At 59.3% G+C, this 24926-nt stretch carries 22 protein-coding genes; 12 read left to right on the top strand and 10 right to left on the bottom strand.

What is annotated here, in order from left to right; all coding sequences use genetic code 11:
* Positions 1-54 precede the first annotated feature (54 nt).
* Both GFB49_RS06460 and deoC read right to left on the bottom strand, forming a co-directional pair.
* Entirely contained in the window at positions 55-2391 is a 2337-nt protein-coding gene (locus tag GFB49_RS06460; RefSeq protein ID WP_153215043.1) for an aldehyde dehydrogenase family protein, read from the bottom strand.
* A gap of 14 nt (positions 2392-2405) precedes the next feature.
* Entirely contained in the window at positions 2406-3389 is a 984-nt protein-coding gene (deoC, locus tag GFB49_RS06455; RefSeq protein WP_246149641.1) for a deoxyribose-phosphate aldolase, read from the bottom strand.
* 205 nt (positions 3390-3594) lie between these two features.
* Here deoC and GFB49_RS06450 point away from each other — a divergent pair, with 205 nt between their 5' ends.
* Genes GFB49_RS06450 through GFB49_RS06420 form a run of 7 tightly spaced genes read left to right on the top strand, consistent with a single transcriptional unit; the run spans position 3595 to position 12220 of the window.
* Complete coding sequence (locus GFB49_RS06450) at positions 3595-4548, top strand: metal ABC transporter solute-binding protein, Zn/Mn family (RefSeq protein ID WP_153215041.1); 954 nt, start codon at positions 3595-3597, stop codon at positions 4546-4548.
* A gap of 3 nt (positions 4549-4551) precedes the next feature.
* Positions 4552-5355: a metal ABC transporter ATP-binding protein gene (locus GFB49_RS06445; RefSeq protein WP_153215040.1), complete on the top strand. Its 804-nt coding sequence runs from the start codon at positions 4552-4554 to the stop codon at positions 5353-5355.
* Between the two features lie 4 nt (positions 5356-5359).
* Complete coding sequence (locus tag GFB49_RS06440) at positions 5360-6565, top strand: metal ABC transporter permease (RefSeq protein ID WP_153215039.1); 1206 nt, start codon at positions 5360-5362, stop codon at positions 6563-6565.
* Positions 6562-7491 (top strand): metal ABC transporter permease, encoded by a 930-nt coding sequence (locus tag GFB49_RS06435; protein WP_153215038.1) that lies wholly within the window; start codon positions 6562-6564, stop codon positions 7489-7491. The genes GFB49_RS06440 and GFB49_RS06435 overlap by 4 nt, the downstream gene beginning before the upstream one ends.
* Positions 7492-7547: 56 nt before the next feature.
* A complete protein-coding gene (gene mutL, locus GFB49_RS06430) occupies positions 7548-9461 on the top strand; it encodes a DNA mismatch repair endonuclease MutL (RefSeq protein WP_153215037.1) in 1914 nt (637 codons plus the stop codon).
* A 13-nt stretch (positions 9462-9474) separates the two neighbouring features.
* Positions 9475-10890, top strand: a complete 1416-nt coding sequence (locus tag GFB49_RS06425) for a DNA recombination protein RmuC (protein ID WP_153215036.1) — start codon at positions 9475-9477, stop codon at positions 10888-10890.
* Positions 10883-12220, top strand: a complete 1338-nt coding sequence (locus tag GFB49_RS06420) for an adenylate/guanylate cyclase domain-containing protein (protein ID WP_153215035.1) — start codon at positions 10883-10885, stop codon at positions 12218-12220. Before GFB49_RS06425 ends, GFB49_RS06420 begins: the two co-directional genes overlap by 8 nt.
* A 36-nt stretch (positions 12221-12256) precedes the next feature.
* Here GFB49_RS06420 and GFB49_RS06415 read toward each other — a convergent pair whose 3' ends face one another.
* The 7 genes from GFB49_RS06415 to GFB49_RS06385 form a co-directional block, all read right to left on the bottom strand.
* The gene (locus GFB49_RS06415; RefSeq protein ID WP_153215034.1) at positions 12257-13399 is read right to left on the bottom strand and encodes a saccharopine dehydrogenase family protein; all 1143 of its coding nucleotides are present in this window, start codon (positions 13397-13399) and stop codon (positions 12257-12259) included.
* A gap of 25 nt (positions 13400-13424) precedes the next feature.
* Positions 13425-14477 (bottom strand): saccharopine dehydrogenase, encoded by a 1053-nt coding sequence (locus tag GFB49_RS06410; RefSeq protein WP_153215033.1) that lies wholly within the window; start codon positions 14475-14477, stop codon positions 13425-13427.
* A gap of 13 nt (positions 14478-14490) precedes the next feature.
* On the bottom strand, positions 14491-15105 hold the full coding sequence (locus tag GFB49_RS06405) for a glutathione S-transferase family protein (RefSeq protein ID WP_153215032.1): 615 nt from the start codon (positions 15103-15105) through the stop codon (positions 14491-14493).
* Between the two features lie 19 nt (positions 15106-15124).
* Positions 15125-15778 (bottom strand): histidine phosphatase family protein, encoded by a 654-nt coding sequence (locus GFB49_RS06400; RefSeq protein ID WP_153215031.1) that lies wholly within the window; start codon positions 15776-15778, stop codon positions 15125-15127.
* A gap of 165 nt (positions 15779-15943) precedes the next feature.
* Complete coding sequence (locus GFB49_RS06395; protein WP_153215030.1) at positions 15944-16183, bottom strand: WGR domain-containing protein; 240 nt, start codon at positions 16181-16183, stop codon at positions 15944-15946.
* An 87-nt stretch (positions 16184-16270) separates the two neighbouring features.
* A complete protein-coding gene (locus GFB49_RS06390; RefSeq protein ID WP_153215029.1) occupies positions 16271-16975 on the bottom strand; it encodes a response regulator transcription factor in 705 nt (234 codons plus the stop codon).
* Positions 16972-18873, bottom strand: a complete 1902-nt coding sequence (locus tag GFB49_RS06385) for a hybrid sensor histidine kinase/response regulator (protein ID WP_153215028.1) — start codon at positions 18871-18873, stop codon at positions 16972-16974. Before GFB49_RS06385 ends, GFB49_RS06390 begins: the two co-directional genes overlap by 4 nt.
* 229 nt (positions 18874-19102) lie before the next feature.
* On the opposite strand from GFB49_RS06385, the gene GFB49_RS06380 reads away from it, so the two are divergent.
* The 3 genes from GFB49_RS06380 (at position 19103) to GFB49_RS06370 (ending at position 22998) form a co-directional block, all read left to right on the top strand.
* Positions 19103-21076, top strand: coding sequence for an AMP-binding protein (locus GFB49_RS06380; protein WP_153215027.1), 1974 nt, complete (start codon positions 19103-19105; stop codon positions 21074-21076).
* A gap of 87 nt (positions 21077-21163) precedes the next feature.
* Positions 21164-21982, top strand: coding sequence for an ABC transporter ATP-binding protein (locus GFB49_RS06375; protein ID WP_153215026.1), 819 nt, complete (start codon positions 21164-21166; stop codon positions 21980-21982).
* 29 nt (positions 21983-22011) lie between these two features.
* Positions 22012-22998 (top strand): branched-chain amino acid ABC transporter permease, encoded by a 987-nt coding sequence (locus GFB49_RS06370; protein ID WP_153215025.1) that lies wholly within the window; start codon positions 22012-22014, stop codon positions 22996-22998.
* Between the two features lie 30 nt (positions 22999-23028).
* Here GFB49_RS06370 and GFB49_RS06365 read toward each other — a convergent pair whose 3' ends face one another.
* A complete protein-coding gene (locus GFB49_RS06365; RefSeq protein WP_153215024.1) occupies positions 23029-23370 on the bottom strand; it encodes an SHOCT domain-containing protein in 342 nt (113 codons plus the stop codon).
* A 99-nt stretch (positions 23371-23469) separates the two neighbouring features.
* Here GFB49_RS06365 and GFB49_RS06360 point away from each other — a divergent pair, with 99 nt between their 5' ends.
* A complete protein-coding gene (locus GFB49_RS06360) occupies positions 23470-23757 on the top strand; it encodes a hypothetical protein (protein ID WP_153215023.1) in 288 nt (95 codons plus the stop codon).
* A 41-nt stretch (positions 23758-23798) separates the two neighbouring features.
* The gene (locus tag GFB49_RS06355) at positions 23799-24875 is read left to right on the top strand and encodes a branched-chain amino acid ABC transporter permease (protein WP_153215022.1); all 1077 of its coding nucleotides are present in this window, start codon (positions 23799-23801) and stop codon (positions 24873-24875) included.
* Positions 24876-24926: the final 51 nt, after the last annotated feature.

Here is a 24926-nt window from a genome sequence, read left to right as displayed (position 1 = left end):
AGACCCTGTTTCAGATCTTCTGAAACAGGGTCCGATTTGGACAAGTCGCGACGGTTATTCGCCGTAAGGCACCCAGATGTTTTTAACTTCTGTAGCCTCCTGCAGGATTGCTTTGCTGTGGTCTTGCATCCAATCCAGTCCTTGGCCGTTGTTGACCCAGCTCCGTTTCAGGTTTCCAGCCGCCAGGGTTTCAATTTCCTGGCTGACCGGGCTTGAGGACTGCGACCAAAGCGCGTCGACCGCCATGTGGCTTGCCAAGGGACCGGCAAGATCCCTGTGCGCCCCTGTCACAATGTTCACAACACCAGCCGGTACATCCGAGGTTTCCAGAACCTGATAGAAATCCGTCGCCGCCAGCGGGAAGACGGAGGAGGCCGCAAGGACCATTCGGTTGCCCATCGCGATGGCTGGCGCCATCAGGGAGACCAATCCCAACAGCGGAGCCTCATCCGGGCAGAGTGCGCCGATGACTCCCACAGGTTCTTTCATCGCCAGAGCCACGCCGCGAATGGGAACACCGTGCACCTGACCATCATATTTGTCAGCCCAGGCTGCGGCAGTGAACAGACGTTGGATGGCTGCCTCAACCTCGGCCGCGCCGGATGCCGCGCCGGTCATGCTGTCAATCCGTGAGGTAAACTCTGCGGCACGGGTCGAAAGATTTTCTGCGATGTAATACAGGATTTGCGCCCGCATATGGCCGGTGGTTTTGGCCCAGCCTGCCGCTCCGGCGGCGGCTTCGACTGCGTTACGCACGTCTTTGCGGCTGCCTTGCCCCACGTGGCCAAGCAGGTCGCCCTTGGGGCCATACACCGCCTGTGAATAGCCGCTGTCCGGGCGGGTCTGTTTGCCACCAATGTACATCTTTGCGGTTCGGTCCAAACCGGAGGCGGGCGCGCCGTTTCCGGTAAATGCCACAGCGGGTGTCAGCGGTTTGGTCGCGGCCGAGCGTTTGCAATAGGACTGCAGCCCTTCCCAACCGCCTTCGCGGCCAAACCCACTTTCGCGGACACCGCCAAACCCAGCGGCGGCGTCAAACAGGTTGGTCCCGTTGATCCAGACCACGCCGGCCGCCAGTTTGGGGGCAACATCCAACGCCAGATTGACATTCTCGCTCCAGACCGTTGCGGCCAGCCCATAACGGGTGTTGTTGGCCAATTGCACGGCTTCGGCCGGGGTGCGGAAGGTGGTGGAGACCAGGACCGGGCCAAAAATCTCTTCCTGCATCAAAGTGTCAGCGGGGTGAAGATCCTCGATCAACGTGGGTGGGAAGAAACAACCGGTATCGGGCATCTCGATCTGTGGCTGATACAACTGGCCTGCGGTATTGGCGGCCACCAGGGATTGAATCGTGTTGAGCTGCACCGGGTCCACAACCGCGCCGACATCAACACATTTGTCCAGCGGGTTGCCGATGCGCAGACGGTCCATGCGCGCCTTGAGCTTGCGGTGAAACGCGTCCGAGATGCTCTCCTGTACCAACAGGCGGGAGCCCGCACAGCAGACCTGACCCTGGTTGAACCAGATCGCATCAACCAGCCCTTCAACCGCAGAATCCAGATCGGCGTCATCAAACACGATATACGGTGATTTTCCGCCCAGCTCGAGGGTGAGGCTTTTGCCGCTGCCCGCAGTTGCCTGGCGGATCTTGCGCCCGACCGCAGTGGAGCCGGTAAAGGCGATTTTGTCGACTTCGGAGTCAACGATCAACTCTCCTACGGCGCCATCGCCGGTGACGATGTTGACCACACCTGTGGGCACACCAGCCTCAGTACAGATCTCGGCAAACAGCAGCGCCGTCAATGAGGTGTACTCCGCAGGTTTCAGCACCACCGTGTTGCCCATTGCCAAAGCAGGTGCGATTTTCCAGGCCAGCATCAAGAGCGGGAAGTTCCAGGGGATAATCTGACCGCAGACCCCCAGCGCCTGGGCCCCGGGTAGCTCGGTTTCCATCAGCTGCGCCATGCCCGCATGATAGTAGAAATGGCGCTGTGCCAGCGGGATGTCGATGTCCCGGCTTTCGCGGATGGGTTTGCCATTGTCCAGCGTTTCCAGCACTGCAAAAAGCCGCGCGTGTTTTTGCAGCAGCCGCGCCAATGCATAAAGGACGCGCGCCCGGCCTGGTCCGCCCAAAGCTTCCCATTTGGGCTGCGCGGCCCGGGCAGCGGCCACAGCTGCTGTGACGTCGGCCGCGCTGGCCTGGCTCAGCTGTGCCAATTCAGCGCCCGTGGCTGGGTTGCGGCTGGCGAATGAATTGTTGGCCGCCGTCATTTCACCATTGATGAAATGGCCAAAGCTGCGGCCATGGCGATCCAGCCAGGTCTGCGCTTCGGTATCGCTTTCCGGGGCAGGGCCATAATCCATGGTGTCAAAGATCTCTTTTACTGTCATTGTCTCTTCCCCGATCAGCCCATCGCATGGCGGTTGGCGGCAGAATAGGCGCCGGTGACGTGATGCTCCAGCTGGCGTTCAATATCCCCCAGCAGTGAGGATGCGCCAAACCGGAACAGATCCGGCTGCAACCAGCGGTCGCCCAGCTCTTCTTTGATAAGGCTTAGGTAAATCAGCGAGTCCTTGGCCTTGGAAATGCCGCCAGCAGGTTTATAGCCAACCCGGAAACCGGTCCGTTCATAATAGTCGCGGATCGCCCGGATCATCACCAGCGACACAGGCAGGGTGGCGTTAACGCTTTCCTTGCCGGTAGAAGTCTTGATGAAATCCGCGCCGGCCATCATGCAGACCAGCGAGGCCCGGGCCACATTGCGCAGCGTGCCCAGCTCACCCGTGGCCAAGATTGCTTTGACATGGGCCTCACCGCAATGCTCGCGAAACGCTTTCATCTCATCATATAGCGCTTGCCAGTTGCCCTCTAACACGTGACGACGTGAAATCACGATGTCGATCTCTTCGGCACCGGCCGCGACGCTTGCATCAATTTCCGCCAATCGCAGCGGGAAAGGGGACAGACCGGCCGGAAACCCGGTTGAGACCGCAGCGACCGGAATCCCGGTGCCGTTGAGAGCGGTCACCGCCGCTTCGACCATCTCGTGATAGACGCAGACTGCGCCGGTGGTCAGACCCTCGAACCCAAGTTCGGCCAGCAGGTCCGCGCGCACTGGCTGGCGGGCTTTGGCACAGAGACGACGCACCCGTGCCGCGGTGTCGTCACCCGACAGCGTTGTTAAATCGATCAAACTGATGGCTTTTAACAGCCAGGCCGCCTGGTGATCCTTTTTGATCGAGCGGCGGCCCGGCAATTGGGCACAGCGACGTTCGATCGCGGATGTATTGGCCTGGGCGGCGGCCACCCATTTCATATCCAGCGCAGTGCCCGGATTGCGGGGCTCTGCCAGCGTATGAGCGGTTTCGGGGTCGGTTTGACGGTTCATGGTCATCCTCGCATATCTGCCGCGAACCTCGCATGTGGGTGGCTCAGGATCAACCAGACGCCCTCTGATTAGGCAGAATTTTTGACCATTCGGAAAATAACGCCGCGATCACGGTTTCTTTTTGAGAATAATTCGCAATAGCGTTGACATAGATGCAAATCGTTCTCAATATCATCAACAGTACGACAAAAGGATGCCGATTCCGATGCTGACCCGCCGCCTGACCATTGCCGCTGTTTCTGCCCTTCTGGCCCTGCCGGTTGCAGCCTTGGCTGCACCGTTGAAAGTTGTGGCCACCACCGGCATGATCGCGGACGCCGCACGTCAGGTTGGAGGCGATGCAGTTGAAGTGACGGCGCTGATGGGGCCGGGCGTGGATCCGCATGCTTACCGCCAGACCCGCACCGACATCCTGGCGATGACCCGCGCGGATCTGGTGCTGTGGCACGGTCTCTACCTCGAAGCGCAGATGGAAGATTTCATGCGGGATCTGGGCGACAAACGCACCGTTGTGGCGGTCGCCGAAGCACTGCCCAAAGAGGTGCTGCGCGGTCATGATGATTACGCCGAAAAATTCGACCCCCATGTCTGGATGAGCCCAGAGTTGTGGAAAGGCGTGGTCATCGAGGTACAGCACGTCCTGACCGAGGCCCGTCCTGACGCGGCCGATCAATTCGCCGCCAATGCAGCCGCCCATATTGCAGAGCTCAGCCGTCTGAATAACTATGGCCACGATGTGTTGGGCAAAGTGCCTGCGGACACCCGTGTTTTGCTCTCGGCGCATGATGCTTTTGGTTATTTTGGCCGGGATTTCGGGTTCGAGGTCCTGGGCGTTCAGGGCATCTCGACCCAATCCGAGGCTGGTCTGAATCGTATTTCGGAACTGGTAAACCTCTTGGTTGACCGCAAGATCAGCGCGGTTTTTGTCGAAAGCTCGGTGTCGGATCGTTCGGTGCGTGCGCTGATCGAAGGGGCCGCCGCCCAAGGTCATACCGTGAAAATCGGGGGGGAGCTGTTCTCGGACGCGATGGGCGCTGATGGCACCTATGAGGGCACGCTGATCGGCATGCTGGACCACAATTACACCACCATTGCCAGCGCCTTGGGCTCGGATGTGCCTGCGCGTGGCATGGATGGCAAACTTTCGGCTGGATACTAAACAATGCTTGATCTGATTTGCGAAAACGGTGCGACGTTCTCGGAACATACTCTGGCCGACTGCCCGCTGGCCATTCGGGGTCTGACCGTCACCTATGGCCAGAAACCGGCCGTATTCTCGGTGGACATGACCGTCCAGCCCGGTGAGATGACGGCAATTATTGGCCCCAACGGTGCCGGTAAATCCACCATGCTCAAGGCGGCCCTTGGCGTGATCCCCTCGGTCTCTGGTCGGGTTCAAGTCTTTGGCAAACCCCTTAGTGAACAGCGGGCCCGCGTGGCCTATGTGCCGCAACGGGCGAGTGTCGACTGGGACTTTCCCACCCGGGTGATCGATGTGGTTCTGATGGGTCTTTATCGTCAGGTTGGACTTTTGGGCCGGATCCGGGGCCAACATCGCGCGGCTGCGCGGGATTGTCTGGACCGGGTGGGCATGGGTGATTTTGCCGATCGCCAGATTGGCCAATTGTCCGGCGGCCAGCAGCAGCGGGTGTTCCTGGCGCGTGCGCTGGCCCAAAACGCCGATCTCTACCTTCTGGACGAACCCTTTGCTGGGGTCGATGCGGCCACGGAAAAAGCCATCATCGAAGTGCTGAAATCCCTGCGCGCCGCCGGAAAGACGGTGGTGGTTGTGCACCATGATCTGGCCACCGTGACCGAGTATTTTGACAATGTCTTCCTGATCAACACCCGCAAAGTGGCCGAAGGCGCCGTTGCAACCACCTTTAACACGGTCACTTTACAAGCGGCCTATGGCGGGCGACTGGCGGCGACACAGGTGGAACAGCTGAACCAGATCACCGGCTGATCCCATGATCTGGCAGGCGCTTTTTCTGCAGCTTGGCTATAACGCCACCCTTGTCTCCGTTGGTGCAGCACTCTTGGGTGCTGCGGCGGGGATCACTGGCACTTTTCTGTTCCTGCGCAAGCGCGCATTGGTGGCTGATGCTGTCAGCCATGCGACACTGCCCGGCGTCTGCCTCGCCTTTCTGGTGATGGCCAGTTTGGGCGGCGACGGACGCAATCTGATTGGCTTGCTTGTCGGCTCGGCCCTGTCGGCCTGGGTTGGCTTGTGGTGCCTCAACTGGCTGACCCAACGCACCCGGTTGGCCGAAGATGCGGCCATCGGCGCGATTTTGTCGACCTTCTTTGGGTTTGGTGTGGTGCTGTTGACGGTGATTCAGACCGCAGGCATTGGCCGTCAGGCCGGGCTTGAAGGGTTTTTGTTGGGCTCCACCGCAGGCATGTTGTTCAGCGACGCGCTGCTGATTGCGGGTGGCGGGGCTGCAACATTGCTGATCATCGCGCTGACGCGCCGGGCGCTGACGCTGGTGTCTTTTGATCCCGAATACGCAGCGGCGCAGGGGATCAATGTGCCACAGATCGACCTGTTGATGATGGGTTTGGTGATGGCAGTCACTGTGGTAGGGCTCAAGATTGTTGGCCTGATCCTGATTGTCGCCCTTTTGATCATCCCGGCGGTGACTGCGCGGTTTTGGTCTGAACGCTCTGACGTTGTGGTCCTGCTGGCGGGCGGTTTTGGCGCGCTGGCAGCTTATCTGGGCGCGGGGCTTTCGGCCACGGCGCCAAACCTGCCAACCGGCCCATTGATTGTTCTGATGAGCGGCGCGCTGTTTATCCTATCACTGTTTTTCGCCCCCAGCCGCGGTGTTCTGGCTGCCGTCATCCGCCAACAGCGGTTTCAACGCCGGGTCCATCTGCGTCAGGGACTGTTGGCTCTGGCGCAGGGCCAGCCAATCTATGAGGCGCTGACCCTGCGCCTGTTGGGACGTGCCGGTCTGGTGCGCCCGGATGGCGTGGCCACCGACAAGGGACGGGCCCGCGCGGCCAAAGCGCTGCGTGATGAGAAACGCTGGGAGATCCTGCGCCGAGATCACGCGCATGAGGGCGCGGCGGAGCTTTATGATGGCCTGCGTGAGATTGAAACCGTGCTGACACCGGATGAAATCCGCGCGCTGGACGCGAAAATTGGCGGACCACAGGGGGTAGCCACATGAATGGTGCGGAATTTGTGCCTTTGTCCCTGCCGCCGATGGTGATCGGAACCTGCGCGGCCATGGCCTGTGCGCTGCCGGGGAATTTTCTGCTGTTGCGCCGTCAGGCGCTGATTGGCGATGCCATCAGCCATGTTGTGCTGCCGGGGATTGTGGTGGCCTTTATCCTGACCGGAGTGATTTCCACCTGGCCGATGATGATCGGTGCCGCTGGGGCCGCCCTGGTCGCGGTCCTGCTGATCGAGGCGATCCGTCGTCTGGGCCGCATCGAACCCGGCGCGGCGATGGGCGTTGTCTTTACCACCATGTTTGCGGGCGGTGTGCTGTTGCTCGAGCAAAGCGATACCTCCAGCGTGCATCTGGACGTGGAACATGCGCTTTATGGCAACCTTGAAAGCCTGATCTGGCTGGATGCCACCGGCTGGTCTTCGCTGTTTGACCTGCAGGCGTTGGCTGGTCTGCCATCCGAGTTGACGCGCATGGCGGCGGTTCTTGGACTGACAAGCCTCTTTACCGGTATCTTTTGGCGGGCGCTCAAAATCTCAACCTTTGACGAGGGTTTTGCCCAGGCTGTGGGGATCAAAACCACGCCCTTGGGTCTTGCCCTGGTGGTGGTGGCTGCAGTTGCGGCGGTTGCGGCATTTGATGCGGTCGGATCCATTATCGTCATTGCTATGTTCATCTGCCCCCCCGCTGCCGCACGTATGATGACCAACCGGCTGGAGCGTCAGGTCGCCTGGAGCCTTGTGTTCGCCGCGCTGTCAGCCATTGCAGGCTATGTGCTGGCGGGCTATGGGCCACTGTGGCTGGGTCTTTCTGATGCAGTCTCTGCCGCGGGGATGATCGCCACGATTTCAGGCGTGATCCTGGCACTGGCCGCGATCTTTGGCCCCTGCCGCACCCGCGCAGGCGCCCCCGCGGGCGTCTGACGGCCGCCAAATTCGCCGCTGGTGGAATCATCGGTGTCCATGCTAAATTTAGCGGTATGAACACCGCCGACCCCCAAATCAGCTCCAATTCACAAGATAAGCGCCCGGTTATCCGCCAGCTGGATGACAGCGCCATCAACCGTATTGCGGCAGGTGAAGTGGTGGAACGCCCGGCCTCAGCGGTCAAGGAGCTGGTTGAAAACGCCATCGACGCCGGAGCCACGCGGATCACGGTCGACATTGCCGACGGTGGCAAGACCCTGATCCGGGTGACCGACGATGGCGTTGGCATGACGCCCGAGGATCTGCCCATGGCGTTGTCCCGCCATGCGACGTCGAAAATTGATGGCTCGGACCTTCTGAACATTCACACCTTTGGCTTTCGCGGCGAAGCGCTGCCCAGCCTTGGTGCCGTGGGCCGCCTGACAATCACCAGTCGCGCCGCCGGGTTTGATACCGCGCAGATCCGGGTGGCCGGTGGCAAGGTGGAACCCGTCAAACCCGCCGCCCTGCGCGCAGGCACCATAGTAGAGTTGCGCGACCTGTTCTTTGCCACGCCCGCCCGCCTGAAATTCATGCGATCGGACCGGGCCGAGGCGCAAGCGATTTCGGACACGATCAAACGGCTGGCCATGGCGGAACCGGCGATTGGGTTTACCCTGCGCGATGTCTCTGGTGGGGGCGATGGCCGCGTCACCTTTCGCGCCGATCCCTTGTCTGGCGATCTGTTTGATGCGCTGCATGGACGTCTGGCCCATGTGATCGGCCGGGATTTTGCCGAAAACGCCCTGCGCATTGATGCCACCCGCGAAGGCCTGCGCCTTTATGGATATGCGGCGCTGCCGACCTATTCCCGCGGGGCCGCAGTCAGCCAGTTCCTCTTTGTGAGTACACGTCCCGTGAAGGACAAGATGCTGACCGGCGCGTTGCGGGCCGCCTATATGGATTTCCTCAGCCGCGACCGTCACCCGGCGGCAGCGCTGTTTATCGACTGCGATCCAACGTTGGTGGATGTGAACGTGCACCCGGCCAAGTCCGAGGTGCGTTTCCGTGATCCAGGGCTGGCGCGCGGCATGATCATTTCTTCGCTGCGCCACGCTTTGGCTGAGGCCGGGCATCGTGCCTCTACCACCGTTGCAGGCGCAACATTGGGCGCCATGCGGCCCGAGGAACCCACCGCCACCGGCGCCCCTCGTGTGTATCAGATGGAGCGGCCCTCGATGGCAGCCCGCAGCGCCTCTTATGCAGCGCAGCGTCCGGAGTTCATACCAGCGCCTGCTTATCCTACGCCGCCTGCGGATCCGGGTTTTGCCGAAATGGCACAAAGCTTCAGCGGCCGCGTGGTCGACACCCCTACACCCGAAGCAGAACCAGACACTGCTCCGGAACAGCTCCCCTTGGGCGCGGCGCGTGGGCAAGTGCATGAAAACTATATCATCGCCCAGACCCAGGACGGCATGGTCATCGTCGACCAGCACGCGGCCCATGAACGTCTGGTCTATGAGAAGCTTAAAACCCAGATGGCAGAAAATGGGGTCACCGCACAGGGTCTGCTGATCCCCGAAATCGTGCAGCTGTCCGATGGTGATTGCACCCGGCTGCTGGAGGTCGCTGAGGACCTGCGTAAATTCGGCCTGGGCATTGAAGCCTTTGGCGGCAACGCGGTGGCCGTGCGCGAAACACCGGCGATCCTGGGTGAGGTGAACGCCGAGGCTATGATCCGCGATATCCTGGATGAACTGGCCGACCAAGGTGAAAGCCAGCTGGTTCAAGCCCGGCTTGAAGCGATCCTCAGCCGGGTGGCCTGTCATGGTTCCATCCGCTCGGGCCGCCGGATGCGCGGCGAAGAGATGAATGCGCTGTTGCGGGAAATGGAGGCCACGCCCCATTCCGGCCAATGCAACCATGGTCGCCCGACATATGTCGAACTGAAACTTGCAGATATCGAACGGCTTTTTGGCCGCAGCTGAAAGGGCGCGCGATATGGAAACCTTGCTCCAATCCTTTGACCCCGCCACCCTGACGCCGCTGCACTATGTGGTTGCGGGGCTGGTTTTGGTGACCCTGTTCCTGCTGGTCATTTTGGGGCGTAATCGGTCTACTCTGACAGCGGCGCAGGCGCAAAACAGCGATCTGCGCAGCCACGTTGCCGCGCTGGAAACCGAGGCCGCGCGCCTTCCGGATCTGGAAGGCGAAAACAAGACCCTGCGCCGCATCCACGAAAACGAGCTGGTCGCGCGCCACAAGGCCGAGGCCGAGATCAAAGCGATGACCGCACAGCATGCCGCCCGTCTGGAAGAGCTGCGCCAGATGAACCAGCAGATGGAACACAAGTTTTCAGCGCTGGCCTCGGGCGTGCTGAAACAGAACTCCGAAAGCTTTTTGAACCTGGTGAGCGAACGCTTTCAAACTCATGAAAAAGCCGCCGAGCAAGACCTGACCAAACGTCATCAGGCGATTGAAAGCCTGGTCAAGCCTCTGGATGAGAAACTTGGCCAGTTTGGTGAGCGTATCAAAGAGATCGAACAGGCCCGCAATGAGGCCTATGGTGCGATTAAAGAACAGGTCAAGACATTGGCCGATGGTCAGGCTGCTTTGGGCGGTGAAACCCGCCGTCTGGTGCAGGCGCTGCGCGCGCCCAAAACCCGGGGCCGCTGGGGCGAAATGCAGATGCGCCAGGTGTTTGAAATGGCTGGCATGAGCGAACATGTGGATTTTGAACTGGAGAAATCTGTTGCCACTGACGCCGGTCAGCGTCGACCGGACGCTGTGGTACGTATTCCCGGTGGGCGCTCCATTATTGTCGATGCCAAAACCCCGCTGGAGGCTTATCTGGACGCGATCGAGGCGGAAACCCCCGAGGAGCAGGCCACTCATCTGGCCCGCCACGCCCAGCATGTGCGCACGCATGTGAAACAGCTAGCGAGCAAGGATTATCAAAAGACCCTGGCCGAGACTCCGGATTTTGTGGTGATGTTTATCCCCGGCGAAACCTTTGTCTCTGCCGCATTGGAGGCAGACGCAGGTCTCATTGAATATGCCTTTGAACACAAGGTCTTGATCGCCACTCCCACAACCTTGATGGCCTTGGTGAAATCCATTGCTTATGGCTGGCAGCAGGAAAAAATGGCAAAGAACGCCATTGAGGTGCAGAAAACGGCCAAGGATCTTTATGACCGGCTTAATGTGTTTTCGCGCAATCTATCCTCGGTTGGAAAGTCGCTGTCATCTTCGGTCAATCACTACAACAAAGCGGTTGGATCGCTAGAGGCCCGCGTCCTGCCTTCGGCTCGACGGTTTGAAGCGATGGGGGTTGTCGCATCTGGAGATGTTTTGGAAGACCCCGGCCCGGTTGAGGTTGAACCCCGCCAGATGACGCTGATTAGCGACAATGTCTGACCTGATCCCGCGAGGTGACGCCATCGACAGCGCAGTGATCCGGCGGGCGCAGTTGGATGCGGAACATCTGGTTGCCCTGCTGCGCATTGGTGTCGCGCTTGGATTGTTTGCCACCCTGTTTCTCGCGGTGGGGGAATTGCCAAGCGATGGCCGCAGCCATGTGATCCGTCAGGTCTTACTCGCTGGTATGACATTGGCGGGGTATCTGTTGCTCGGATTGCTCAGCATCTGGCTGTTGCATCGGGGGTGGTTTCAAACCTGGATGATCTGGGTTGTGGCCACGATCGATTGCGGGTTCATGGTGCTCAACAGTGCGCTTAGCGTTATGAACACTGGTTTTGGCGGCAAGCTGGCCTTTGCTATGCCTTCGGTCTGGCTGGTGCCAATTGTGCTGGCGTTTGCAGTCTTGCGGTTTAACCCCGCCGTGCAGATCTATTCCGTGGTCCTGGTGGTGCTGGGCCTTGGGGCGCTGCAGTTTCTGCCGGGTGTGGCGGGCCAAAATGGACCAACGATGGAACGTGTGGCTGTTGCGATGGAGCTGCCGCCCAATATGGTGCGTCTGGCAATGATCGCATTGGCCGGTGGCGTTTTGGTGGTGGCGGCGTTGCGCATGCGGGACCTTTTGCGCCGCTCGATCGAAGAGGCACAGAAACGGGCCAACCTGACCCGATATCTGCCGGCTCAGGTCGCCGGAGATCTGGCTGTTCTGGATCCCAATGCGCTGCGTCAGGGACGCGATCGCCAGGCGGCGGTTCTGTTTGTGGACATCCGTGACTTTACCACTTGGTCCGAGGGGCGCGATCCCGAAGAGGTGGGACGGTTCATTACGGATTTTCGTCGACATGTGGAGGCAGCGGTCAAACGGCACGGTGGCATCGTAGACAAATACATCGGCGACGCGGCGCTGGTGTTCTTTGAGGATGAGGGCGCGGCAGAACGAGGGTTGAACTGTGGCGCGGCGCTTTTGGAGGCCATGTCGCAATGGTCCAAGGACAGAGCGTCGCGGGGCGAAACACTGGTCAAGATTGGCGTAGGGCTCCACTATGGTCAAGTGTTTGTGGGCGTTGTGGGCACACGGGACCGGCTGGAGTACACGGTTTTGGGCGACACGGTTAATGTGGCCGCGCGCATTCAGGAGATGTGCAAAACCACAGGTGAGCCATTTTTGGTGTCAGACTCCGCGCTTACCGCAGCTTTTGGCCCTGCAGAGACCGGAGCGCCCGCGCGCGAGGCTTGGGCTGCGCTGCCCGGTCAGCTCTTGCGCGGGCGGGCGGGGGCGGTTGCCCTTTTTGCACGGGACACTGGGGCGACGGGCGACGACCAAGGGTAAGGGCCGCGAAAGTGGCGGCCCTTGGAAAGCCTCCGGTCATGCGCCGTGGTTGGTCACGGCCAGATGTTGCGCCAATGCGCCAACTTCGCCCATCCATGTGTCGATTAGCTCAGGATCGGAGGTTGCGGCGTGCAACCCGGCCGCCAGTTTGCCGTCCAGCACCGCCTCGATGGCCAGGGACACGGGGACCGAGACTAGCCGCGCCATCGCGGTGCCGCGCGCATCACCCCAGGCGTCCATCACATAAGATTTGTGCCAGACCTCAGCCCCGTTTCGCACCGCCTTGAGCGCCACACAGAGCACCACCCGGTCGGGCTCATCCGCGTCATAGGCGTTGTTGGCCCAGAACTGATCCGACATCTCTTGCAAACGGGTCTCCCCTGTCGCACCGGTGAGCGTTTCCACCTCGGCAAAGACGTCTTTCCAGGCCTCGGCCCAGCCATTTAGGCGCAGGGTGCCGCGCACAAATTCCCGCACGTTCCAGTCCGGTGCAAAACCATACTGCGCCATAAACGGCAGCGAGTCGCGATTGGGGTAAACTTCAAAAGTCTCAGCCACCGGCAGGGGCGCAGAATAGCTGGAAATCGCATCCCACGGGCGCGCCACATCCAGCGGGGCAAAATCGCGGATTGAGCGCGAGGGAGATCGCAGAGCCTTGAGAACGCCCAAAGGCGACCAGCTGAATTTATAGCGAAACGGGTTGGCAACCTTGGGGATGCCACCGCAATAGGAGATAAAGCTCAGCTCATTCTCGACATCAAAGGCTTCCGATCCGGTGTAATCAGCCACCAGCGCATGGGCCATCAGATGGTCAATGCCGGGATCAAGGCCAATTTCATTGATCAGCGCCACGCCTGCGGCTTTGGCCTTTGCCTCCAGGCTGCGCATTTCCGGTGAGATATAGGAAGAGGAGACAAAATGCGCCCCTTTTGAAATCGCCAGTTCCGCCAGCGGCACATGTAGATCACCGGGCAGCATCGAGATGATCACATCACCGGGTTGCAGCGCCGTGCCAAGGGCGTCGAGCGAAAAGGCGCGGATGTCAGACGTCAGATCGCCCACCGCATCCTGCGCCTTGGCGGTGGTTCGATTCCAGACGGTGACCGAACGGCCCTGTTCCAACAGCCGACGCAGGCCGGGGATGGCCGAAAGGCCGGTGCCACACCAATGAATGGTCATGAAAATGCTCCCTTAAATTGGCCGGTTACTCCGGCACATGTTGTTTGAATGTCGCATAGGCGCGGCCCCAGACGCCGGTGTCGAGATCGCCCAGCGTCAGAAGTGAGGGCAATAGCTGGTCGGCGTAATCCTCTGAGCTTTCGAGGGGCAGCATCGACGGCAGATTGTCGATGGCCATCACATCCAGCACCGGTTCCTCTGCCACGCGCAGGGCCGGGGAGTCCCAGGTGGTGGCGCGGTCATAGACGGGCACCGGATTGTAATCGCTGTCAGGATCGCAGGCCACATCGCCAATGGCGCTGAGCGCGCGATCTGCGGTCAATGCTTCACGTGGGACAAAGACCGGCGTGCCCGGGCGCGCAAAGATGCAGTTGAGGAACATATTGTGGGACAGAATCTCGGGGAAGGGGCCGCCGTGTGCGGTTTCTTCCATGTCCCATTTGGTGACTTTGATCCCCATGGTTTCGCATAGATCAGCGGCGCCAGAGCCCACACGCCCCTTGGCACCGATGACAATTGCGGTGGGGCGGGTGGTGTTCAGCTCGAGCAGCTCAGCCGAGAGGTCGGCAATCAGCGCGTCTTTGTTTTCATAAGCGCCAACTGGACCGCAAATGTCACCTCGCTGCTGCGCGGCCCAGGTTTTGAGCGTGACGGCCGCCCCGGCATATCCCGCCCAATAGCCAAAGGCTGCAACACGGCGGCCAGTCTCATCCACCAGATACTCCAGATCATAAAGTGTGCCGCCCCCGGCCTGGAATCGCTCCAACAGCGCCTTGCCGGAATGCTGCCCTTTGAACGCGTGGCCAAACATAATGTGGCGATGGGGCAGGGGGGTGCCGTCTTCGGGCAGCTCTTTGAGGCCAAAGATGATCGCATCCCCCGGTGCGGTGGGCCAGCTGTTTTCATCCGCAATTGCGCAGCCTGCATCAATATAGCCTTGCAACGGGATGGCGCGGGTCTGGCTACGTTCGATGGTGATGTGGATCCCGGCATCCAAAAGGGATTTGGCACCTTTGGGCGTCAGCCCCACGCGATCCTCGTTGGCCCGTTGTTCGGCGCGAACCCAAAGGTGAGTCATATATGTCGTCCTTTTACAGCATCCCGCGGGCCTTGGCGGCCTGAACCGTTTCGCGGGCTTCCATCGTGGTCATAAAGCTTTGGATCGTGGGGAAATCATCCAGATTGACCCCGTCCCCTTGAAGCCAAGTACAGACCACATAGAGATAGATATCCGCAAGCGAGAAAACGTCGCCCAGAACATAGGGTCCAAGCAGCGCGTGATCCGAGATATAGGCGCAGGACTGTGCCATGGTTTCCGGGACCTTGGCGGTCATGTCCCGATGCGAAGACTCCTGATCCGCCCAGCGATGGCCGCGCAGTTTATGGGCGTGGTTCACATGCATGGTGGACGCCAGGTAGAACATCACCTCGCGCATTTTGGCGATGGCAATGGGATCTGTGGGGCGCAGGCCTGCATTTGGTGCCAGATCCGCCACCAATTCCAACAGCGCGCCAGCCTCAGTCAATGTTGCCTCTGGGGTCACAACGGCCGGGACGCGGCCTTTTGGATTGACCTTCAGGAATTCCGGTTTGGTCTGTTCCGCCTTAGCAAAGTCAATTGGAAGCGCATCATAGGCGAGCCCCGCTTCCTCCAGAGCGATCAGAACGGCGATGGAAATGGTGCGGGGTGTGAAATAAAGCTGCATGATACGATCCGTCAAAAGGTCATAGGTGGGTCTGCGCGTACCTGCGATCCTGTGCTTCAAGATGAGGAACCGCGTTGAACAGATCGGGGCTGATCACATCGTTCATCACAAAAAGCCGGTGCAGGGAGGCGTTCATAATGGCCAATACAATGCGCGCCGTGGCTTGGGAGTCTAGACCCAGACAGTGTTGCATGATCATGCCAATGACCCCGCCTGAGGTCACCACCAGTGCCGGGCCGTCTCCCTGGGCGATTTCGGTCAAGGCGGTCTGTGTCCGGGTCTGGAAGTCTTGCCAGCGTTCATAGGGGTTTTCGATCCGACCTTCGGACCATGCGTCGAACACTTTGGGGATGTGGTCGGCAAACCCCTCTCGTTCAGTGGGGATGGGAACGCCGTATTGCAGCTCAAACGCCTCGGCGAGAGAGAAATACTGCATCTCGTTTAGGCGCGGATCCTGGATCACACCTGCGTCATAGCCCATGGATTGGGCGGTTTCCACATGGCGGTTCAGGGTGCCGGAAAACACGCGGGGATAGTGATAACCTGTGTCGCGCAGATGCTCACCAAGCCAGCGCGCCTGTTGGTGGCCCAGATCGCTGAGCCGGTCATAGCTTTCCTCGTCACGTGCGCCGGTATTGGCCTGCCCGTGACGGACAAGGGTAATCTGGCTCATTGAAGTCTCCTGCCTGTTAAACCACGGATTTAGCAGGCTTGGGCGATTTGTTAACAGAGGGAAAACACATTCAATTCCGAGATGTTTCGCACGCGAAACGTGTTTCTGGAATTTGACCGAACGCAGGTTTAATCAATATGTGCCAGGCGGGTGGGTGTGCCGGGATCAGGCATCCAGCGTGTCGCGGAAATAGCCTTTTTGGATCATTCGGTTGCGATGTTCATCGGCGGCCAGCGACGCCTCGCGCAAGTTGCCATAGATGTTAATCATGCAATGGCCGTCACAGCCTGCAATGCCCCATTCGCGCAACACAGAGACTTCGGAAAAGAGATTCATGGCCAGCTCGATCCGGTAAAACCGAGGTAGCTGGCGTTCGCTGTTATGATAGAGCAAACAGGTCGTCATAGGAAAAGCCTATCGCGAAAGCAGCAGAAGTTCAACCTATATGTCGGTCTCGGTGGGATTTTGGCAACTATATGTTGTTAATCTTCGTTACCATTCCACGTCGTCCAGAAAAATATACCCGGCCCCATAGATGGTTTTGATGAGCGTTGGGTTCTTGGGATCGTCGCGCAGCTTGGTGCGCAGGCGGGAAATGCGCACATCCATGGCGCGGTCAAAGCTATCACCTGCGCCGCCGCCCAGTTGTTCCTGCATCTGCGCGCGTGAAATCAACCGTTTGGGGTTTTCCAGAAACAGGCGCAACACTTCGCCTTCGGCTTGGGAAAACGGTACCTCGGTGCCTGTGTCATCGCTCAGCACAAAACGGTCGAAATGGGCGCGCCAGCCGGTGAACCGAGCGCTGGAGGGGTTTGTTGAGCCCGAGGGGCTGCGGCTGCCACCGCGCAGGCGCGCGCGTACACGGGCCACTACTTCGATCGGATCAAAGGGTTTGGTGATATAATCATCCGCTCCCAGTTCCAGCCCCGCCACCCGATCCTGCACCTGCGCCCGGCCCGAGATGATGATCACCGCCGCACCCTGATCCTGGGCAAGCCGATGCACCAGCGCCAGCCCGTCAGTATCCGGCAACGACAGATCTATCAGACAGACATCCGGCGTGATCCGGTTCAGCGCCGCTTCAAATTCGCGGGCGCGCCCAAAGCTTTGGACCTTGAACCCGGCCTCTTCCAGGGTTTCCGTCAGCAACTGGCGGATCTCTGGCTCATCATCCAAAATTGTGACCAGCGCGCTCATGCCAAGGGCTCCGGTCGGATCAGGGCAGCCAGTTGCTCGGTGGTAAAGGGTTTCTGCAAAACAGGAGCTTTCTTGAGTGCCGCCCGAAAGATAGAGTCACTGGTGGCGGCAGAGGTCATCAGAATGACCGGAACGTGGTCAGGCGCAAGCCCCTCCAGCAGGTCAAGGCCTGTTTCGCTGCCTTTGAGTTTGATGTCAGACAGGATCAACACGATCTCGGGCAGGTCGCGGGCCAATGCGCGCCCATCGGCGGCGGTTTCCGCCTCAACCACCATGTATCCAAGGTCATCAAGCATGGCGCGATAGGTGGCGCGCAGATCGGCGCTGTCCTCCACCAACAGCGCCATGCCGCCTTTGGCTTCCGGCGCAAGGCGCAGGGGCAAGCGCAGGGTAACGCTGGCGCCTGAGATGGTGTTGCCCAGCTGCATATCGCCGCCGTTCAGTTTCACCATGTCATAGACCATCGACAGCCCAAGACCCGAACCATTGCTGCCCTTGGTGGTGAAAAACGGGTTCAGACCCAGTTCCAAAGCTTCGGCTGAAAAGCCGGGGCCGGTGTCGGTGACGCTGATTTCGATCCAGGTGCGGCCCACCTCATGCGCGCTGACTGTAATCTGCCCACCACTGCCGCAGGCGTCACGTGCGTTGAGGATCAGGTTCAACACCGCGTCTTGCAGTTTGCCCGCGTCCAACAGCAGGGGCTGGGGTTTGGTGTGGTTCACGACAGACAGGCCCATGCCCCGCGGCAAGGAGGGGGAGGCGAGGATCTTCAACTCTTCGAGCAGCGCAGCCAAATCAGTGGCCTGCGGCCGCAACGGGCGGTGGCCGGTCATCTGTGAAATGCGGTGCAACAGTCGCCCGCCCCGTTCGGCGGCAGACTGGGTGGCGCGGATCAGCTGGGCGGCTTCTGCGCCCAGATCCATTTTGGCCATCTTGCTTTGGATACCCAGGATCACGGTCAGAAGATTTGAGAAATCATGCGCCAGCCCATTGGTCATCTGTGCGGCCATATCCCGGCGGCGGGTCTGTTGAAGGGCGACACGGGCCTGGGTCTCTTCGGTCACATCCATCGACAACACATAAACCCCGCCCGCGCCATCAGGCGTCAGAGCCACGCGAATGCGGCGGCTGTCATGGTCTTCGTTGAACTCAAACACCGGACGCTCACCTTTGTAGGCGGCGATCAGATGGGGTTCGATCTTGCCAAAGGCCATGGGCCCCAAAGCTTGTGAGATGTGCATACCCAGAATTTCGGTAGGACGGCCCGGAAAAACGCTGCTGAGACGGCGGTTGGTAAAGGTGTAAACGCCATCGCTGTCGAGATGCGCAATATGGGCTGGCATCATCTCGGCCGTCAAACGGATGCGGCGTTCGTTGGTGGCGACCTCATGTTTGGCAACCTCAAGCGCTGAGATCGAGGACGCCAGCTTGCGGTTGGTGGCCGACAGCTCCTCGGTATGGGCGATCAACTGGTCCGACAGTTCTTCGGACCGGCTGCGCAGCATCTCTTCGATCCGCTTGGTGCGGGTGATGTCGGTATAAACGGTGATCCATCCCCCTTGCGGCAGGGGCGCGCCCTCGACCGAGATCACCTGACCATTGGGGCGACGGCGTTCAAAATAATGAGGATCAAAGGTCTGCGCCTGGGCCACGCGCTGGGCGACAAACTCATCGAGATCCTCAATCGGGCCGTAATCGCCGCTTTGAGCAATGAAACGGATGGTGTCTTCGAACCGCGCGCCTGAGGTGACCAGCGCTTGCGGCAGGTCGAACATGTCCTGGAACCGCTGGTTGGAGACCGCGAGGCGCAGATTCGCGTCATAGATCGACAGGGCCTGGGCAATCAGATTGAGCCCGGCCTCGGTCATGGCGGCATATGTGGTGTTGTGACGATCCATTCTTGATCCCCATGGCTATCACCGATCCTGCATTTGGCAAAGATTTCCGCAGGTTTATGTCGTCACGTTTCTGCTGGTTTTGCGATGTTCGCTGGCGCTGAAACAATTCGTAAGAATTGGGAAAACTTGCTGACACGATTAACCATAAAGGTGGCACCCAGTCCCGCCCCCGGGGCCGTTGCGAGGGAGGAAGCGCGGTCAGACAGGGGGCGGGTTGGGAGGAGAAAACATGGCAGACGTGCGAACGCGCGCGGGGGGAGAGATGTCTTTGCCCGCCCTGTTGCAGCGAAATGCTGAAATTTATGCGGACCGGCCCGCCTACAGAGAAAAAGAGTACGGGATCTGGCAAAGCTGGACCTGGGCCGAGACCGAAAAGGAAGTGGAAGCGCTGGCGCTGGGTCTGTTGGATCTGGGTCTGCGTCCCGGAGACTTTGTCGCCATTATTGGCCGTAACCGCCCTTATCTGTATTGGTCCATGGTCGCCGTGCAATCCGTCGGCGCGGTTCCAGTTCCGGTCTATCAGGACGCGGTGGCCGAAGAGATGGCCTATGTCCTGAGCCATTGCGGCGCGCGGTTTGTGATTGCGGGCGATCAGGAGCAGGTCGACAAGGTTCTGGAAGTGCAGGATCAGCTGACCGGGCTGGAGCAGATGGTCTATTTGGATCCGCGTGGCATGCGGAAATATGATCACGGGCATCTGCATGCGTTCAAGGATGTTCAGGCACGGGGACGCAAGGCGACGCTGGCGCTGGCGGATGAGCTGAACTCGCGGCGCGGCGGTCTCGATTACTCCAGCACCTGTGTGATGCTTTATACGTCCGGCACCACCGGCAAACCCAAAGGCGTGGTGCTCTCTAATCGCAATGTGGTGGAAACTGCAAAGAATTCGGCCAAGTTCGACGGGCTGCGCAGTGATGACAGTATTCTGTCTTATCTGCCGATGGCCTGGGTTGGCGATTTTATCTTTTCGGTTGGTCAGGCCTATTGGTGTGGGTTCTGCACCAATTGCCCCGAAAGCGCTGATACGATGATGACGGATCTGCGGGAGATCGGGCCAAGTTATTTCTTTGCCCCGCCGCGGGTTTTTGAAGGTCAGCTGACAAGTGTGATGATCCGGATGGAAGATGCCGGTCGGTTAAAGCGGCAGATGTTCCACCATTTTCTGGCCCATGCCAAAAAGGTTGGCGGCCGCATTCTGGATGGCAAGCCCGTGGGTCTGTGGGACCGGTTGAAATACAGCCTGGGCAATGTGCTGGTCTATGGGCCGCTGAAGGATACGCTGGGCTATGGTCGGATCCGGGTGGGATATACGGCTGGCGAAGCGATCGGGCCCGAGATTTTTGATTTCTATCGCTCGCTTGGGATCAATCTGAAACAGCTTTATGGGCAGACCGAGGCGACGGTGTTTATCACCCAGCAGCCAGATGGAGAGGTGCGTGCAGATACGGTTGGCGTGCCCTCGCCCAAGGTAGAGTTGAAAATCGATGGCAGCGGCGAGATCTTTTATCGCTCACCCGGTGTGTTTGTCGAATATTTCAACAACCCGGAAAGCACCCATAAGACCAAGGATGCCGAAGGCTGGGTGGCGACGGGGGACGCCGGGTTCATCGAGGAAAAAAGCGGCCATCTGCGGATTATCGACCGCGCCAAAGACGTGGGTAAAATGGCCGATGGGTCGATGTTTGCGCCAAAATATGTCGAGAACAAGCTGAAGTTTTACCCGGATATTCTGGAAGCCGTGCTGTTTGGCAACGGGCGGGACCGTTGTGTTGCCTTTATCAATATCGACCTAACGGCAGTGGGCAACTGGGCTGAGCGCAACAATATCGCTTATGCCTCCTATCAGGAGCTGGCGGGCCATCCGGAGGTTTTGAAGACCATTGGTGCCCATGTGGCAGAGGTCAATAAATCGGTAGCAGAAGATGAGATGCTGTCAGGCTGCCAGGTGCATCGCTTTGTGGTTCTGCACAAAGAGCTGGATGCTGACGATGGAGAGTTGACCCGCACCCGCAAAGTGCGCCGCGGATTTGTGGAAGAGAAGTTTCAGGACATTCTGGCAGCTCTTTATGGCGGTGCGACTGAGGTCTCGACCCGCACAGAAGTGACCTATGAGGATGGGCGCAAAGGTGCGATCAGCGCGACTTTGGCCATTCAGGACGCGGCTGTTTCCGCACAGGTTGCCCGATTGGAGGCAGCGGAATGAGGGCGGCTGGGACGACGCTTGTCCGGCTGCGCCGAACCTCGCCCCGCCCACCCTCCCGTTGGGGAGCGCATAACAATGGAGCCTGAGATGTTGGACCAATCTGCAGAAATTCTGACCCAGGATGGGCGCACCATTGGCGGTGTGGTGATGGAGATGAAACATATCACCCTGCGGTTTGGCGGGGTGGAGGCGATCAAGAATATCTCCTTTGACATTCGCGAAGGGGAGATCCGTGCCATCATCGGGCCAAATGGGGCTGGGAAATCCTCGATGCTGAATGTGATTTCCGGGTTTTACGTGCCCCAGGAAGGTGAAGTCTGGTTTCACGGCAAGAAGCGCAAACCGCTGCGTCCCTATGAGGTGGCGCGCCAGGGGATCGCGCGGACGTTTCAAAACATCGCCCTGTTTGAAGGCATGAGCGTTTTGGACAATGTGATGACCGGGCGTCTGAACCATATGTCGGCCAACCTGTTTCAGCAGGCCTTCTGGAAAGGGCGGGCTGAGGCGGAAGAGGTGGAAAACCGCGAAAAGGTGGAGGAGATCATCGATTTCCTTGAGATCCAGGCGATCCGGAAAACGCCGGTGGCGCGGCTGCCCTATGGGTTGAAGAAACGGGTGGAGCTGGCGCGGGCGCTGGCCGCCGAGCCCAAGCTGTTGCTGCTGGATGAGCCGATGGCGGGCATGAATGTTGAGGAGAAAGAGGACATGAGCCGCTTTATCCTCGACGTAAATGATGAGTTTGGCACCACCATTGCCCTGATTGAACATGACATGGGCGTGGTGATGGATCTGTCCGACCGGGTGGTTGTGATGGATTACGGGAAGAAAATCGGGGACGGCACGCCAGATGAGGTGCGCAGCAACCAGGAGGTCATCGATGCCTATCTGGGGGTGGCCCATGATTAAGCAGAGCACAGGAATGACGGAGAAACGCCATGTCTGAACAGTTGGTCTTTGCCATGGAGGTCACCCTGAACGGGTTGATGGCGGGGGTTCTTTATGCGTTGGTCGCGCTGGGCTTTGTCTTGATCTACAAGGCTTCGGGCATTTTCAATTATGCCCAAGGTGTGATGGCGCTGTTTGCGGCCATGACGCTCGTGGGAATTATGAATGGGCAGGTTCCCTTTGCCCATTTGATCAATGCGATCTTTGGTGGCCACATCACCCATTTTGGTTGGAACCTGCCGGGGTTTGCCGCGATCTGCCTGACGGTTGGTGTGATGGTTCTGTTGGCCTGGCTGGTTCAGGTCCTGGTGATGCGCCATCTGGTGGGCCAAGAGCCGATTATCCTGTTTATGGCGACCATTGGGCTGGCCTATTTCCTGGAAGGGGTTGCGGATCTGATGTGGGGGTCCGAGCTAAAAACGCTGGACGTTGGCCTGCCGCAGGGCATCAACCTGTGGATTGATGAAACCACGTTCCAGATCTTTGACTACGGCTTCTTTATCGACAATTTGGATCTGGTGGCCACGGTCATCGCGGTCCTGCTGGTGGCGGGGCTGGTGATCTTTAGCCAATACACCAAACAGGGCCGCGCGATGCGGGCTGTAGCGGATGACCATCAGGCGGCGCTGTCGGTTGGGATCTCGTTGAACTTTATCTGGGTATTGGTCTGGTCGCTGGCGGGGTTTGTCGCCCTGGTCGCAGGGATTGTCTGGGGCACCAAATCGGGGGTTCAGTTCTCACTGTCCCTGATCGCGCTCAAGGCGCTGCCGGTTCTGATGCTGGGGGGCTTTACCTCGATCCCCGGCGCAATTGTGGGCGGGTTGATCATTGGCGTTGGTGAGAAACTGTTTGAGTTCCTCATCGGTCCTATGGTTGGCGGCGCGACCGAGAACTGGTTTGCCTATGTGCTGGCGCTGTTGTTCCTGGTGTTTCGCCCACAGGGGCTGTTTGGGGAGAAGATCATTGAGCGGGTTTGATCCTCTCCCAGACAGGGTGCCTGTCTCTGGTCAGTGCTCCAACCGTTTGGCGGCTTTGACCAGAATGGCGGCAAAGATGGTCACGACCAGGGTCACCGCAATGGTCATGTCGCCAATCACCAGCGCGGTGATCAGTGTCAGGATGCCGACACCAAACATACCCAGCAGCAGCAGGCTCCACATGCCGTCACTGCGCATCTGGGCGCGGGCCGTGCGCAACCGTTGGGGTCTGGGGCGGGATTCCGCCACGATCTGGACGTCTTCGACGTCGCCCAACAGCCTGCGTTTGGCGTCTTCATATGCATCAGGGGACAATTCTCCCCGTTTCCGCGCAGCATCCAGCCGCCGGAGGTCCTCCAATATAGCTGTCATGTCTTCCACTCACTTTTCCCACGTTAAGACTAGCGCAGAGAATTGGGCAAAATGTGGCCAAGTGCGGAAAACCGACAAACAGGTAAACGGAGTGTTAACATGTCCAGCAGGCGCTTAATGAAACTGTTGGCGGTGGTAAATGTCATTGCCTGGGCGGGGTTTTGGGCCTTTGGCTATTTGGCGCTGAGTGCTGAAACCCATTCAGACAGCCAAATTTTAATCGCAAGCCTGTTGGCGGCGGCGGGGCTATTTACCGGCATTTTTACCTATCTGCGGCTGGTGCGCGCCACAGAGCGGTCGGGTTACGCCAAATCATCGGCGCGCACGACTCGTGAATTGCGCGATGCGGCGCAGGACAAATGGGAGACGCGGCATGAGCTGGGCTGAGACCACCGCCAATGCGGCGCACACCCTATTGGGAGGATTACATGTTCTATCGTGAGGCAGGGGATTTTAAGACCTCTTATGTGGCCGATGGCCAGACCTTTCCCATTCGGTTCGACCGGATGCGTTATTATGCGGTGCTGGCGGTGGCCTTTGGGGTGATCCCGTTTTTCATCACCGATTACTGGGCGAATGCGATCCTGTTGCCATTTCTGATTTATGGGATTGCGGCAATCGGGTTGAACATCCTGGTCGGCTATTGTGGGCAGGTGTCCCTGGGCACAGGCGGGTTCATGGCAGTGGGCGCTTATGGCTGTTACAAGCTGATGACCGCCTTCCCTGAGGTTTCGATGATCGTGCATGTGCTTCTGTCTGGGGGCATCACGGCGGCGGTCTGTGTGCTGTTTGGTCTGCCATCCCTTCGGATCAAAGGGTTTTATCTGGCGGTCGCCACTTTGGCGGCGCAGTTCTTTCTGGTGTGGCTCTTCAACCGGGTGCCGTGGTTTTACAATTACTCCGCCTCGGGGCAGATCAGCGCGCCGGAACGCCATGTGATGGGGGTGGTGATTACCGGCCCCAATGCGCCGGCCTGGGCGACCTATCTGTTTTGCCTGCTGTTTCTGACCGGGTGCGCGCTGGTGGCACGCAATCTGACGCGGGGCACGGTGGGGCGCAGCTGGATGGCGATCCGGGATATGGATATCGCGGCGGAAATCATTGGTGTGAACCCGATGAAGGCCAAGATGACCGCTTTTGCCGTCTCGGGCTTTTTTATCGGCATCGCAGGGGCGCTGTTCTTCTCGGTCTATCTGGGGGCGGTTGAAGTGGGCGAGGCCTTTGGCATCCAGAAGTCATTCCTGGTTCTGTTCATGGTGATCATTGGCGGGCTGGGGTCGATCTTTGGCTCCTTTGCCGGGGCGGCGTTCCTGGTGCTGTTGCCGGTGATCCTGAAGGTTGTGGGCGTGGATGTCCTGGGCTGGCCCACGGATATTGTGGCGCATTTCCAGCTGGTGGTTGTGGGCGCGTTGATTGTGTTTTTCCTGATTGTTGAACCACATGGGCTGGCCCAGATGTGGCGCGTCACCAAGGAAAAGCTGAGGTTGTGGCCCTTCCCGCATTGATCGGGGCGGGCACGAAACGGGGGCGGGAGGAGGACGCAAGAGTTGCGGCCC

Source organism: Tritonibacter litoralis (assembly GCF_009496005.1).
Lineage (GTDB): Bacteria > Pseudomonadota > Alphaproteobacteria > Rhodobacterales > Rhodobacteraceae > Epibacterium > Epibacterium litoralis.
The sequence above is the reverse complement of the archived record's forward strand: the minus strand, read 5'-3'. Positions and strand labels throughout refer to the sequence as shown.